Genomic DNA, 13,835 nt, shown 5'->3' on the forward strand with positions numbered 1-13,835 from the left:
GCGATGGTCGCATTTTCCCTGATGCCAGTCGTTGTTCTGGCCGAAGAATCCAATATTTCTCAATCACATAGCCACGGTACGGGAACACTGATCGTTACCCACTCCGATACGAGCATACAGCTCTCATTTTCCGCGCCCGAAGCGGACATCGTCGGGTTCGAACATCCGGCGGAAAACAACGACGATCGCGTGCTGGTAGCCCGGGCCGTGTCGGACCTGTCCAAACCGCTGGAGTTGTTTGAACCTCCGGTCGAAGCTGGCTGTTTTAACGCGTCAGCGAATGTAACGCTGACCAGCGTCGCACAGGGGCAGAGCGACAAGGCAGGTGACGAACGGCATATGGAATTTGTTGCCGACTATCGGATCACTTGCCAGAACGCAGAGCAGCTTGATCGAGTAAAGTTCGCGTATTTCGACAGGTTTCCGAACGCAGGGATGCTGCGGCTTCAGGTTGTTTGCGGCGATGTTGCTCAGGTAAAGGAAGTTTCCCGCACAGACCCGATTGCCGGTTTGGCCTGCACCCAATAGCACGCAAAGCAACCGCGGCGTCCGCGACGTTCAGATACCGAACCGGGTCAGTACGTTCCTTGTGATCCGTTCAACCTGCCAATCCCGCCGGGTCAGCCCCATGACCCATTCACAGGTGGCGGCGTTGAACACCTCACCCTTTCCGCGGTGCCAGTGCACGATCACCCCGTTGCCGCGGGTGCTACGGTCCAGCGTTTCTTCGGTGACCTCTCCAAAGATTGCCTGCGCTTTGAAACTGGCATCATCGTCACCGATGTAGACGGTTTCACCCCAGACACCGTGGTCGGGTTCGACATTTGTAGCCAGACCCAGCGCAAGGATTTCGACCTCTGGATCGGTGCCGTCATTTCCGGTGGCAAAGGGCAGGCCATCCTCCATCCGGTAGTCGACGCCATCCACCTCGTACCCGAAAATGCGCGAGGTGGCCCCCAGTTGGTCGCCGTAACCCAGTTGAGTGCCTGCAAACGCCCAGTGCCGGGGGCGATAGACGGTGAAACCGCCACTGCCCTGACCCGCGCAACGTCCGAGACTGGCATACACGCCCCCCAGTCCGCTTGCGCCAAAGGTCTGCGCGCCGGGCCAGTTGGTGGGGGCGACCTCCCATGCGGATGTGACCAGATAGTCCCGGTCCGTCCCTACCAGAGGGTCCTGATCGGCATTGTACTTGTAGCAGACCTGCTGACGGCCCTGATCCTGGATCCGGGTCTGCCATAGGAAGTTTCCGCCAAACCGCGCCACCTTGCCGCCGTTTTCCGTGAACCGGTCCACGGCGTGGCGCATCGGGGCAGACCAGTATTCGTCGTGACCCACGAAAATCGCACATTTGTAGCGGTTCAGCAGGTCCGGGTCAGCATCAAGATCGTGCTGAGTGGCAAAATCCAGATCAAAACCGTTCGCTTCGGCCCACACAGCAAAATGCCGTTCGTAACTGGCCCAGCCGGCCGAGGCGTATTTCTTGGAGTACCCATAGGAATAGGCCCATTCCATGTAGGGGTAACGTACCATTCCACCGGGCACATGCGGGGCTTCGGGAACCGCGCGCGGGGCGCCGTGGGGCAGTTTACAAAACCCACGGGTCCAGGGGCGCCGGGTCGAAACCACGGGTGAAAATGCATCACCGTCTGCGCCCGTGATGCCCTGATAATGGTTCGAACCTCCCCAGCAGTTGTAGGCCAGCCAGGTGCCGGTGGCGCAGACGAGAACGTAAGGGGCGGGCACGTGATCCGCCGCGTGGCGCAGCAGAAACAGGTGATGCTCTTCGACCCTGTCGCCGTCCTGTTCCGCACTGAAGGTGATCAGGTATCCGCCCGTGCGCCAGTCATCGGGGATGGTGAATTCGTAGGCGACTGCCCAGTCGCATCCATTCACCGAACAGTCCGGCGGGGTGGTTTGGTGCATGCCGGGTAGGTTGGTTTCGTGAAGCAGCGGCTCGTAATCCGGCCCGTCGCGGCCAATTTCCAGTGTCCAGTTTTGGGCAGAGGTCGAAACCCGAAGCGCAACCCGATCGCCCGGTGCATAGGACATGCGGTCCGTATAGCCCCAAATTTCCAGAACTGAGCCGTCTCCGGCCGGTCCGATATAATAGTTATCCAGAATGTGGCGGGCCTTGGCGCGTGTGCGCGGCGTTGTTGCGGGGCCGGGATTTTCCGATCTGGTCATGGGGCCATCCTGTATCGGGTTGCTGCGATCCGGTGTGCCTGCACGGTGGTTCGATCATGGCGAGAAACCAGCAAGCAGAAAAGTGAAAACACTGTTGTCAGCGGGCACTGGGCCGCGCATCATGCCGCCTGCGCGATCCAGTTCTGAAACAGATGGGCGCCGGTTTTTGTTTTCCCCAAAGCCGTGACCGAGCAGAAGTAGCCGCGTTTGCTTTCATGCTCGTGGTCACAGGCTAGCGCAAGGGTTCCGTTGGCCAGAAACTCGTCAATCAAGGGCCTCCAGCCAATGCCGATGCCCAGACCATTCTGAATGGCGCGCAGATAGACCATGAAACTGAGGTAGGTGTCATGGCCGGGTGGTGGCGGCACTTTCTTTCCGGTTCCCTGGAAATACCGCCCCCAATCGCCGTTATGGTCACGCTCGGACATATGCAGCAGTTTTTGCCCGGCCAATGCCGCGCGGGAATAGGGTTGCCCGTCGTGCAGCAGGTCGGGGCGGCAAATGGCCACCATGCGCTCGGGGAATATTTGCAGCGATGGGCAACCCGGAATGCCGTGTTCGCCGAAAAGAATAACGACGTCACATTTTGCCGGATCATAGTCAGGGTTCTGATCCCGGGTGACAATCTGGAGCTTGGTGTCGGGGTGATCCGCCTGAAACCCGGCCAGTCTCGGCAACAGGTAAACGCTGGTGAAACCGATGCTTGCGCTGACCACGATCGTGTCCTCGTGCGCGCGGGTTCGCACCGCGTCAAGCCCGCCTCGGATGGCCCCGAATCCTTGTGACACGGCCTTGGCCAGCAAAACCCCGTCTTCTGTCAGGGTCAGGCGGGGCTTGGTGCGGGCAAAAAGCCGGGTCCCCAGTTCCGCCTCAAGCGCCGCGACATGGCGACTGATCGCGGGTTGCAGCACGTTCAACTCCTCGGCTGCACGGGAAAAGCTAAGGTGGCGGGCGGCGGCGTCGAAGGCGTTGATCTGGTGCAGGGGAATGGACATGCGTCAAAATCATTCATTGTAGGAACAATATTCATTCATCATTTCCGTCTTTTTCTTTCGCTGCAAGCGGGCAAATCTGTTTGCGGAACCAAATCAGGGTCGTTCCATGGAAAAGACGATTCTTGCGCTGGGTGGCGATGGCATCGGTCCCGAGATCGTGGGCTATGGACTGCAGGTGGCCGAAGTGCTGGCGCAGCGATATGGTATTGCGCTGTGCGTCAGGCACGGGCTGCTGCACGGCGCTTCGTGGGAGGTGCATGGCACGTTTTGCACGCCCGAGGTTCTGGAACTTGCAAAGGCATCGGATGCTGTTCTGGTGGGCGCGGTCGGCGGACCCGACTGGGATGACATCCGGGTATCCGGCGGCGCGGAATGCCAGGACGGGCTGATGTATCTGCGCCACCATCTGCAGACCTATCTGGGGCTAAGGCCCGCGCGGGCATGGGCAGGATTGATGAACCGGACCCCGTTCCGGGCCGGTGTTGCCGACAGGGCGGACATTTTGATCCTGCGCGAAATGTGTGGCGGTGCGATGTTTGCCCGCGAACGCGGCCAGCGTCGGGTCGATGGGGTGCGGCAGGGTTATGACCTGACCGCTTATGACGAAAACGAAGTCGCCCGGTTTGCACATGGTGGGTTTCAGTTGGCTCGCGAACGGCGCAGGCGCCTGGTCAGCTGCGACAAATCCAATGTCATGGAAAGCTACAAACTGTGGCGCAACGTCGTGACCGAGGTGGCGCAGGAATACCCGGATGTCGAATTCGAAAACATGTTCGCCGACAATTGCGCCTATCAGTTGATGCAGCGGCCTGCTGATTTTGATGTCGTGTTGTGCTGCAATCAGATGGGCGATGTGCTCAGCGATCTGACGGCTGTGTACGCGGGGTCACTGGGTATGCTGCCCTCGGTAAGTCTGAGCGCCAGTCCCGCCCGTGGTCCGGTGTTTGGCATGTATGAAAGCACCGCCGGGTCTGCGCCGGACATTGCGGGTCAGGGGAACGCCAATCCGGTGGGGACGATCCTGTCGGTCGGGATGATGTTCAAATACAGCTTTGGCCTGCCCGACCCTGAAAACCACCTGCACAGAGCTGTTTCTGCCACATTGCGGGACGGGATCATGACGCCCGATCTGGGCGGCGCAGCAACCGGCGCCGAGATGACCGGCGCCATTCTGGACAGGTTGCCGCAATGAGTGGTTCGTTCGATTATGTCATCGCCGGAGGCGGCTCGGCCGGATGCGTTCTAGCGGCGCGGCTGGCCGAAGATCCGGACATATCGGTCTGTCTGGTCGAGGCGGGCGGAGAGGGGCGCGATCTGTTTATTCGGATGCCTGCGGGGAACGGATTCGTGTTCGGCAACCCAAGGCTGGACTGGGGCTATACATCCGTTGCTCAGCCCGGATTGGGGGGCCGTTGTGTTTACTATCCGCGTGGCAAGGCGCTGGGCGGGTCCTCGATCGTCAATGGCATGATCTACATGCGCGGTGTCGCGGCGGACTATGATCTGTGGCGGCAGAAGGGGCTGGCGGGCTGGTCTTACGCCGAGGTCCTTCCTTATTTCCGCCGGGCCGAAGGTGCCCGTGACAGACGGGATGCCTGGCATGGCGCGGATGGCCCCCTGAAGACGGAACCGGCGCGCAATTTCGGCCTGATGGAGCAGGCGTTTATCGCGGCGGCGGCAGCCGCCGGGCATCGCGAACTGGACGATCTGAACGGTCCGCACAGAACAGGTGTGGCGCGCAATGACAGCACGGTTGCCAAAGGCGTCCGGCAGTCGGCGGCGATTGCCTACCTGAAATCCCGGCCAAAGAACCTGACCGTCCGCACTGGCGTTCATGTTGTGCGGGTTGTCACCGAAGACTGCCGTGCCGTCGGACTGCTGACCTTGACGGGTGAGGTCATCCGGGCAGAGCGCGAAGTGATCCTGTGTCAGGGCGCCATCGGGACGCCGCAGTTGCTGATGTTGTCGGGGATTGGACCGGCAAATCATCTGCGGTTTCATGATATCGAGGTTTTGGCCGACCTGCCCTCGGTTGGCGCGCATCTTTCGGATCATCCGAATGTGTCGATGCAGTTCGGATCCGACCGCGCGGACCTGAGCCACGCCAAACATCAGCGTCTGGACAGGGCAGCTCTGCTGATGGGACGATGGTTGCTGAACGGATCGGGCCCCGGGGGCGGCGCTTTTTTCTCGACAGTGCTGTTTCACGCCTTCGACGACCCCAAATGGCCCGAGCTTCAGGTGCACATGACCCCGATGGTGGTTGAGGAAAACCTGGGTGACGGTGCGCATGAAACTGTGCCGTTGCTGAACCGATTAGGCCGCAAGTTACTGGTGCGTGGGCGAAAGATGGCGCGGCCTGGTGTGCAGATCGACATCAATCTGGAACGCCCGATCTCGGAGGGTACGGTTCGATTGTCCGGCCCGGACCCTCTTCTGCACCCGGTCATCGACCCCAATTACTTCGCCGACCCCCGCGACCTGGAGTGTCTGAAGCGTGGCGTTTCCGCGATGCGCGAGGTGATGGCACAACCCCAGATCGCGCAATATCTGACGGGTGAAATCGGCCCGTGGCTTGGGGCCAAAACCGATGCGCAGATTACCGATGCCATCCGAAGAACCGCCTATACCGGCCATCACCTGTGCTGCACTGCCCGGATGGGTGATGTGCTGGATTCCCAACTGCGCGTGCACGGGGTTGAGGGGCTGCGGGTTTGCGATGCCTCGGCCATGCCCGCTCAGATCACCGGAAACCTTTATGCAACCGTTGTGATGATGGCCGAGAAAGCCGCCGACATGATCCTTGGCCGGGCACCTCTTCCCGCTGAACATCCAATGGAGACCGCGTCATGAGCAATATTCGGACCTTTCGGCACTTTACCGCCAACCAATGGCACGACCCGGCGGGCGGCGCATATATCAACAGCGAAAACCCCGCCAACGGAGAAGTATGGGCCCGTGTACCGGACTGCCGCGAAACAGATGTGAACCGAGCGGTCGAGGCGGCGCGAAAGGCATTTTACGACGGACCCTGGGGACGAATGCAGCCCGCCGAACGCGGGCGGGTGCTGCGCCGGATCGGGGACGTGATTTCCCGACACGCCGAGCGTCTTGGGGTGATTGAGACACAGGACAACGGCAAGCTGCCTTCCATGATCACGCCGGGCTTGCAACCGGGTCAGTGGCAGGTCGACAGTTGGCATTATTACGCAGGCATGTGCGACAAGTTCGAAGGCCGTGTGATACCGGCCGAGGCACCGGACATCCACAACTACATGACATGGGAGCCGTTCGGTGTGGTGGCACAGGTGCTGCCGTGGAACTCTCCGTTGGGTACGCTGATCTGGAAGCTTGCGCCTTGTCTGGCGGCGGGAAATACCGTTGTGATCAAACCTTCGGAGCATTCCAGTTGTTCGACGCTTGAGCTGATGGACATCTTGCTCGAGGCCGATCTGCCGCCCGGGGTTCTGAATGTGGTCACAGGTTATGGGCCGACAACCGCCAAACCGATGATCGAACACCCGGATGTGCGCATGGTCAGTTTTACCGGCGGCACGGCTGGCGGGCGGGCCGCAGCAATCGCGGCTGCGCAACAGGTCAAACCGGTGGTGATGGAACTGGGCGGCAAGTCGCCGCAAATCGTGTTTCCGGATGCGGATCTGGAACTGGCGGTGAATGGCGTGGCTGCCGGGATATTTCCACCCGGCGGGCAAAGCTGCATTTCCGGCTCGCGCCTGCTGGTGCATGCCGAAGTGATCGAAGAATTCACCGACCGCCTGGTGGATGTCGTGAAAAAGGCGCGGGTCGGCGACCCGCTTGATCCCGCAACCCAGATCGCACCAATAGCCAACCGGCCACATTATGAATCTGTTCTGAGCCGGATCGCCGCCGCTGAGGAGGCCGGTCACAACCTGCGACTGGACGGACGCACGGCCTGCCGGGACAAGGGCTATTATATCGGTCCCACCATCTTTTCCGATGTCCCGAACTCTGCCGATCTGGCGCAAAACGAAGTTTTTGGCCCGGTTGTCAGCACCGAAGCCTGGACCGAGGAGCCCGAGGCCATTCGCATCGCCAATGATACGGTTTACGGGCTGGCCGCCGGGATATGGACCCGCGATGTCGCACGCGCGATGCGGGTGGCGTCCCGGATCGAGGCCGGGACCGTCTATATCAACAACTACTTCAACGCAGCCACCCAGTCGCCGGTTGGAGGCATGAAACAATCAGGCTACGGGCGCGAAAACGGCTGGGAAGGGATGCGCTGCTTCATGCAGACCAAATCCGTCTGGCTGTCGACGAACCCGCATCAACCTGATCCTTTCGCGGATTGAGTGGGTGCGAGGTTGAGCATTTGGATGACGCTGCTTTCCGGGTCCACTCAGCCGAAAGGGGGTACACCGTGACGGCCATTGAAACACTTGCGCAATTTGCGGTTGCGGCCCGCCCGGACCCGTCTGTACAGGCGCAGACTGCCCCGGCGGTCGTCGATTGTTTCGGGTGCATACTGGCTGGCGCGAACAGTGCGGTGGCGCGTCAAACACGGGCGGCGTTGGCCTTGGTCGCGCCCGGTCCGGTCCGTGTTTACGGTGCGGATCAGACCCTGTCGGCCCCGGTTGCCGCGCTGGTAAACGGGGTCGCGGGCCATGCCTGGGATCTGGATGACTGGGAAGAGCCGGGAAATACCCACCCGACTGTTGTTCTGCTGCCCGCCTTGCTGGCGTCCGCGCATCTGACCCCGGTTTCCGGAAAGGACCTGATGACGGCCTATGCCGTGGGGGCCGAAATCATCATGCAATTGGGTAAAGCGGTGTCATTGGCGCATTATGCACGTGGGTTTCATTCCACGGCCACGCTGGGTGTCATCGGTGTCGCCGGGGCGGTTTCGCGGTTGTTGGGGCTGTCGGCGGGCCAGACAGTGCATGCCCTGTCTTTCGCGGTGTCGCAGGCGGCGGGCTACACAAGGCAATTCGGGTCCAACGCCAAGCCCTTGCAGGCCGGTTGGGCCGCCCGCAACGGTGTTGAGGCCGCCTTGCTGGCAGCCCAGGGCCTGACGGGGCAACCGCATGTAATGGACAACGAACGCGGGTTTGCAGGGCTTCTGAGTGACTATGATGCGAAACGCTTCTCAGGCGTCATGTCGCGGTTGGGGCGGGACTGGGCTCTGTCCGATTATGGGCTGATCCTGAAACCCTGGCCCTCGTGCGGATACACGCACCGCCTGATGACTGCGGCGGTGGAAATCCGTTCGCGATTGGCCGGGGGCGTGCATGGGATTACGGCCATCGAGGCATTCATGCCGGATTTCCACTATGAAATCCTGCCATTCGATCGCCCGGCATCGCGTACCGAAGCCCTGTTTTCGGCTCCGGCCTGTGTTGCGCAAGTTCTGGCAAAGGGACAGCTATCGCTGCGCGACAGCGCGGATGCGTTCTGGGCCGACCCCGAAGTTGCCCGGTTGATCGATTTGACCACCGTCAAGGCAGAACAGGCCAAAAACCCGGCGCTGAATTATGACCCGGATCAGCCAGACAGGCTCAGGGTTGAACTGACAAGTGGCGAGATTGTCCAGGCCACCTGCGCCGCCCCTCTGGGTCATCCATCCAACCCAATGACGCCTGACCAGTTGGCGGACAAGTTTTCTGGTCTGACTGGATTGCCTGAGGACAGTTACAAGACTGCACTCAACTGGCCGCAGGCGGACAACGTTGCCAGTTTTTTTGACAGGATCGATCAATGACTGCACGTAAACGCAACGGCGGACGCGCCGCCCGCAGGCACGCAAGGCAGGATGGCGCGGGAATGGGCGTGACCGAGGCGATCTGGCCGGGGATCGAAGGCGGAAAGTTCGCCGCACTTTCGGCCCGGGAACTTTCGCTGATCGATACCACGGCGATGCGTATTCTTGGGGAAATCGGGCTGAAGGGGGCGACCCGGGACTGCATCGACACGGTCTGTGCTGCTGGTGGGTCCCTGACCACGGACAGGCGGCTGTTGTTTCCCGAACCTATGGTGCGGCGGGTCCTGGAAACCGCCGGCCGCGGGTTTCCCCTGTTTGGCCAGCGGCCCGAGCATGATTTGGACCCGTCAGGTGCGCGAACGCATTTCGGCACGTCGGGGGCGGCGGTTCATATCATCGACAGCGAAACCGGTCAGATCCGCGACACGACCTTGCGCGATCTTTACGATATGGCGCGGCTGGCCGAAGCGCTGCCCAACATCCACATGTTCCAGCGCACCGTGGTGGCGCGGGACATCACGGACCCGCGCGAGATGGATCTGAACACGCTTTACGCATGCCTAAAGGGAGCGGCCAAGCCGGTTGGCACCTCATTCGGTTCGGCAGCCGTTCTGGAAGAGGCCGTCGGTATGCTGACGATGATCACCGGCGGTCCCGAGGCGCTGCGGGCACGGCCGCCGCTTTGTATCTCAACCTGTTTTGTGGTGCCGCCGCTGACTTTTGCCGAAGAGGCGCTGGAAGTCATCGCGACTGCCGCGCGCCATGGCATTCCGTTAAAGCTGGTTTCGGCGGGGCAGGCGGGCGCCACCAGCCCCGCACCGCTAGCCGGGGCGGTTGCCCAGCAGACCGCCGAGGTGCTGGCAGGGCTGGTATATGTCAATCTGCTGAATCCCGGTCATCCGGCCACTTTTGGAGCCTTACCCTTTGTCAGTGATCTGCGTACCGGTGCGATGTCGGGCGGCAGTGCGGAACAGGGGCTGCTGATGGCGGCCTGTGCACAGATGGCGCGGTTTTATGACATTCCCTGCGCAGTCAGCGCAGGGATGACCGATAGCAAGATGCCGGACTTTCAGGCCGGATATGAAAAGGGCTGTACCGAGCTGTTGTCCGCGCTGTCGGGTGCCAACCTGATCTACGAGGCGGCAGGGATGTATGGTTCGCTTCTGGGCTGTTCGCTGGAAAGCTTTGTTCTCGACAATGACATGATCGGTTCGGTGATGCGCGCAACGCGCGGGTTCGAGGTTTCGGAAGACACGTTGTCCCTTGAAACCATCCGCGATGTCTGTGTCGGAGGGCCGGGACATTTTCTAGCGCATGATCAGACGCTGAACCGGATGGAAAGCGACTATTACTATCCGGCGATGGCGGACCGGCGCACGCCACAGGAATGGGCGGCGGCGACAGATAAGGATCTGCTGGAACGGGCCCGGCAGCGTACCCGCGAATTGCTGGCGGCCCCCGACCCCGGTCATATCCCGGTTCGGCTGGACGCGGAAATCCGCGCGCGGTTTCCCATTCGCCGGCTGGGACACGCCAAGGGTTGATCAGGCCGAATCCCCGCGCTCGGGCGCAGGCAATACAAGGCCGGATGGCCGGAACCGGCCTGGGTCGCTGAGGCCCAGATACATGCGCCCGATCCCCGCCAAACCAAGCATCAGGCCTGGTGTTTCACCGCCTTCGACCAGGCCGCATCTCCATTCCTCGTTTGCAGGGGGTCGCATTGCCAGACCAAGTTCGCGGGCCAGGGCTATTGCCTCGGGATCAGGGCGGAGCTGAGATGAGTAGATCAGGGGTTCGACGATACTTCCAAGGCCATGGCAAACGCTTGCGTTTACTTCGAAACCGGCGCGTTCGGTGGTCAGTGCCTGCCGCGCCCGTCGTTTGCAGGCGAAGATGGCGGCGTTGGCTTCTGCAAGGGCTGTCTTGTCGCTGGTCAATTGCCAGGCCCGAAGCCGCGACAATGCGATGCCGCCCGCCCCGTAACACCAGTAGGTGGGGTAAACCATCGCTTTGGGGTCACCGGCCTGATCGGCCCTGACATCGCGCAGATCGGGCCAGCCGCATTGGTGGCGATCGAACCATTGCCGCTCGTACTCAAAGGCGCGGAAACCGGCTTTGCGATAACGTTCGTCCCGGGTCGCGGCCCAAAGCTCCAGCAGCGCGAGCGCTGGGGAAGAGGCACCGTGTGCAAGGCCGCAATGTGGAAAGGCGTGTGATGTTTCCGCATTTTCTTCCTGCCAGGACAACCCGATACCAGGTCCGGGCTGCGCCCGGTCCAACAGCCATTCGCCATTGAGGTGACAGGCGCGCAAGATATTATCGCCGGACTCCGAGCCGTGCAGTGTCAGCAAGCCCGCAATCGTTCCCGATGGCCCGGCGATCAGGTCAAAGCTGCCATCCTGTGGGGGCGCCGCCGTCAGAACTTCGTGCAGAAGACTCGTATCGTCTGCCATCTCCGTTTCTGGCAGCATGTCGTACACGGACCGAACGGTGCTCAGAGTGCCGATGAGGCCGCCGTACCATCCGTGCGGTGTGACGTAGCGCCGTTCACGTATCAGGTGCATGGCGCCGTTGGCTGCGCTTGATGCGGTGTTGGCGTAGTCTGGATTGCGGGTCTGCCGCCACATCTCCGCAAGGAACAGCGCAACCCCGGCCAGTCCGCCGTAAAGGGATTCGTCGATTGTCTGGTAAACGGACCGCCATTCCCCGTCGGCCAGATCCATTTCATACCCAAGCCAGGTGCAGCAATCGCCGTCCCGGATAGCATCGCGCACCAGTTGATCCGCGATAGCAGTAGCGACCCCAAGAAAGGCCGGGCCCTGGTCGCCGCCGGAAGGCGGGGGTGATGGGTCCAGTTTTCTCACGGCAATGCGTACTCTGGGCTGTCGGCAGCTTCGGCCCATGGCCGATCCGGTGCGATGCCTTCGGACGAGAATACGGCGCGCACGGATTTGACCCAGTCCGCGGGCTGATCGACACCGCGATCAACGCATTGCAGGACACCCCGCGCCACCAACGCGCATCGGGACGACCCAAAGCTTTCACCCCGTGCTGCCGGGTCGTCGGCCACGCTGACCCCGGGGCAAAGCTTTCTGGTAAGGGGGGGAACCGGATCACACAGGTCGTCGCATGCACGCCTGGCGGTAGCGGCGATGGCCTGGGCTGCCTTTGCGAAATCTGGTCGGGGCAGATACAGGACAAGCGCATCCCGGCGATCATATTCGGCCGGGCGTCTGGGGCACTTAAGGAAATATGGGAATGCGTCGTTCAAAGCCTGACTGAGCGCGTGAACCAGAACAGGGGCGCCGGGTGGCGTTACGTTCCAGTACACCCGGACAATCGGGTGCCGGTTCGCGTGCCAGGGTTCCGAGAAGGTGACGTAATCGCCAGGGTTCATGGTTTCGGAATCCCGGCGGGCCACAACTGAAACGGTGTCGCCGGGGCGAATACGCGCGCCACGGCCATCTTCGGGCAGGCAATCGATCACGTGGAGCACCCGCCTTTCGCGTCCGCGCGTTACGGCAACCTTGCCGCGTCTGGACACTTTCGCGACATACCACCCGTCCTCCCATCGGTGCGAGGATGCGTGCGCTGTTCTCAGCAACTCGCACAGATCGCGGTCTTCTGCATTCAGGCCCGGTTTTTCACCGACCGCACAATACCAGTCCCGATAGAGCGCATTCGTCAGGGGGGTGGGATCACCGCGCCTAAGGGGTTCACTGGCCAATACCCGCGAAATGACGTCAAACGCCGAAGGTAAGGCCTCGTCCAGCGCATCAGCACCCATTGCTATACCGATCCTGTTCCAATTCGCGGCCCGTCCCGAAGAAGGGTTTCAAGCCAATTCGGAGTCTGGCACACCCTCAGCGCCATGGCCAAGGCTACCTGACCGCGCGTCCCGTCCGAGCCTTCCATCGATTGCAACTCGAGAGTGGTCTGGACAAGTCGGATACCGGTGTAGAGGCTGCATCTTTTCAGGAAATCCGTATTTGCGGATCCTAAAGAGCCGGTGGCGCGCGTGTAGGCTGAATACAGATGGACCGCAGCCCGGCAGGCTTCGTTTTCAGGGACAGAGGCCAGTGGCTTATTGTCCGGGCTGACGGGCGGTTGCGCCAGCTGAAGGTACTCCTGCACGGCCGTTGCGACGTCCCAGGCGGGATCGCCCAGACCCGCCAGTTCCCAATCGACCAGCCGGATCTGCACCGTTCCATCCGGGCCGGACTGCAGCAGGCAGTTGTCCCATTTGAGATCGCCATGGATGAGGCAGGTTTCCCGCCATCTTGCCTGAGCGCGGTTGATGCAGGCCATGACCGCCGCACGCGCAGCCGGATCGGGCAGGAGGTGATGCAACTGTTCGTGCAGCCCACCGGAATCCTCGGCCAGCACCCAGGGACGAGCCGAGGGAAGGTGCGTGTCATCTACGTGTCCCTGATGCAGACGGGCCAGCACGTTTGCCAGACCATCAAGCACGGCTGGGTCATCCAAGGGGTTGCGCCCCATGAAGTCGTGCAGGGTTGTGGCCGGGTCCAGAAGTTCGGTGATCAGGATGCCTCGATCCGGATCGGAATGCGCCAGATAGGGCGCGATGCCGGGGCTGAGCGATTGTACCGCCTGATAGCAGGTTATCTCACGCCGGTTCCAGTTGCTGGCGGATCGGGTGCCCAATTTGACCAGAAACATTCCCTGTCCGCCCAGATGAACAGTGGCTGTTGTCGCGCGGTCGCGCCGGGTGGCCATGATGCGCATGCCCTGTTGCACGATCCGCGTTGCGGGGATCAGGTTACGGCTGCGCAGAACAGAAGCGACCCGTTCTTCCGCACGCGGCCTGCGCGATGGTTCTGAGTTCGAACGAATGGCTGCATTGGTCATGTCGTAAGGCCCTCAGGAACACCCCCGGGCGGTTGGCCCGAGGG

Annotated in this window: 11 protein-coding genes; 6 read left to right on the forward strand and 5 right to left on the reverse strand. The window is 61.6% G+C overall.

Annotated elements, in window-relative coordinates; all coding sequences use genetic code 11:
- The first annotated feature begins 3 nt into the window (after nucleotides 1-3).
- Entirely contained in the window at nucleotides 4-528 is a 525-nt protein-coding gene (locus ACR1XU_RS19135) for a ZrgA family zinc uptake protein (RefSeq protein WP_480909481.1), read from the forward strand.
- A 30-nt stretch (nucleotides 529-558) separates the two neighbouring features.
- Here the strand turns inward: ACR1XU_RS19135 and ACR1XU_RS19140 are convergent, their stop codons facing one another.
- Nucleotides 559-2,187 carry a N,N-dimethylformamidase beta subunit family domain-containing protein gene (locus tag ACR1XU_RS19140; RefSeq protein WP_480909478.1) on the reverse strand — a complete coding sequence of 543 codons (1,629 nt, stop codon included), beginning with the start codon at nucleotides 2,185-2,187 and terminating at the stop codon, nucleotides 559-561.
- Between the two features lie 119 nt (nucleotides 2,188-2,306).
- Nucleotides 2,307-3,182, reverse strand: coding sequence for a LysR family transcriptional regulator (locus ACR1XU_RS19145; RefSeq protein ID WP_480909476.1), 876 nt, complete (start codon nucleotides 3,180-3,182; stop codon nucleotides 2,307-2,309).
- A 106-nt stretch (nucleotides 3,183-3,288) separates the two neighbouring features.
- Between ACR1XU_RS19145 and leuB the strand changes: the two genes are divergently transcribed.
- From leuB to ACR1XU_RS19170, 5 genes are all read left to right on the forward strand, one after another.
- A complete protein-coding gene (leuB, locus tag ACR1XU_RS19150; RefSeq protein ID WP_480915649.1) occupies nucleotides 3,289-4,374 on the forward strand; it encodes a 3-isopropylmalate dehydrogenase in 1,086 nt (361 codons plus the stop codon).
- Nucleotides 4,371-6,035, forward strand: coding sequence for a GMC family oxidoreductase (locus tag ACR1XU_RS19155; RefSeq protein WP_480909538.1), 1,665 nt, complete (start codon nucleotides 4,371-4,373; stop codon nucleotides 6,033-6,035). Before leuB ends, ACR1XU_RS19155 begins: the two co-directional genes overlap by 4 nt.
- Nucleotides 6,032-7,516, forward strand: coding sequence for an aldehyde dehydrogenase (locus ACR1XU_RS19160; RefSeq protein ID WP_480909536.1), 1,485 nt, complete (start codon nucleotides 6,032-6,034; stop codon nucleotides 7,514-7,516). Before ACR1XU_RS19155 ends, ACR1XU_RS19160 begins: the two co-directional genes overlap by 4 nt.
- Before the next feature lie 68 nt (nucleotides 7,517-7,584).
- Nucleotides 7,585-8,922 carry an MmgE/PrpD family protein gene (locus ACR1XU_RS19165; RefSeq protein WP_480909534.1) on the forward strand — a complete coding sequence of 446 codons (1,338 nt, stop codon included), beginning with the start codon at nucleotides 7,585-7,587 and terminating at the stop codon, nucleotides 8,920-8,922.
- Nucleotides 8,919-10,466, forward strand: a complete 1,548-nt coding sequence (locus tag ACR1XU_RS19170; RefSeq protein ID WP_480909532.1) for a trimethylamine methyltransferase family protein — start codon at nucleotides 8,919-8,921, stop codon at nucleotides 10,464-10,466. Before ACR1XU_RS19165 ends, ACR1XU_RS19170 begins: the two co-directional genes overlap by 4 nt.
- Here ACR1XU_RS19170 and ACR1XU_RS19175 read toward each other — a convergent pair whose 3' ends face one another.
- The 3 genes from ACR1XU_RS19175 to ACR1XU_RS19185 are packed head-to-tail and all read right to left on the reverse strand — an operon-like array spanning nucleotide 10,467 to nucleotide 13,791.
- Entirely contained in the window at nucleotides 10,467-11,786 is a 1,320-nt protein-coding gene (locus ACR1XU_RS19175) for a lanthionine synthetase LanC family protein (protein ID WP_480909531.1), read from the reverse strand.
- Nucleotides 11,783-12,709: a T3SS effector HopA1 family protein gene (locus ACR1XU_RS19180; RefSeq protein ID WP_480909529.1), complete on the reverse strand. Its 927-nt coding sequence runs from the start codon at nucleotides 12,707-12,709 to the stop codon at nucleotides 11,783-11,785. The genes ACR1XU_RS19175 and ACR1XU_RS19180 overlap by 4 nt, the downstream gene beginning before the upstream one ends.
- A 2-nt stretch (nucleotides 12,710-12,711) precedes the next feature.
- On the reverse strand, nucleotides 12,712-13,791 hold the full coding sequence (locus ACR1XU_RS19185; RefSeq protein WP_480909527.1) for a phosphotransferase family protein: 1,080 nt from the start codon (nucleotides 13,789-13,791) through the stop codon (nucleotides 12,712-12,714).
- Nucleotides 13,792-13,835: the final 44 nt, after the last annotated feature.

The organism is Ruegeria sp. D1(2025) (genome assembly GCF_056536425.1).

Bases quoted from the DNA above. Each gene is read 5' to 3' on its own strand.
- ACR1XU_RS19185 (WP_480909527.1), bottom strand. From the start codon at position 13,791: ATGACCAATGCAGCCATTCGTTCGAACTCAGAACCATCGCGCAGGCCG.
- ACR1XU_RS19160 (WP_480909536.1), top strand. From the start codon at position 6,032: ATGAGCAATATTCGGACCTTTCGGCACTTTACCGCCAACCAATGGCAC.
- ACR1XU_RS19180 (WP_480909529.1), bottom strand. From the start codon at position 12,709: ATGGGTGCTGATGCGCTGGACGAGGCCTTACCTTCGGCGTTTGACGTC.
- ACR1XU_RS19140 (WP_480909478.1), bottom strand. From the start codon at position 2,187: ATGACCAGATCGGAAAATCCCGGCCCCGCAACAACGCCGCGCACACGC.
- ACR1XU_RS19155 (WP_480909538.1), top strand. From the start codon at position 4,371: ATGAGTGGTTCGTTCGATTATGTCATCGCCGGAGGCGGCTCGGCCGGA.
- ACR1XU_RS19145 (WP_480909476.1), bottom strand. From the start codon at position 3,182: ATGTCCATTCCCCTGCACCAGATCAACGCCTTCGACGCCGCCGCCCGC.
- leuB (WP_480915649.1), top strand. From the start codon at position 3,289: ATGGAAAAGACGATTCTTGCGCTGGGTGGCGATGGCATCGGTCCCGAG.
- ACR1XU_RS19170 (WP_480909532.1), top strand. From the start codon at position 8,919: ATGACTGCACGTAAACGCAACGGCGGACGCGCCGCCCGCAGGCACGCA.
- ACR1XU_RS19135 (WP_480909481.1), top strand. From the start codon at position 4: ATGGTCGCATTTTCCCTGATGCCAGTCGTTGTTCTGGCCGAAGAATCC.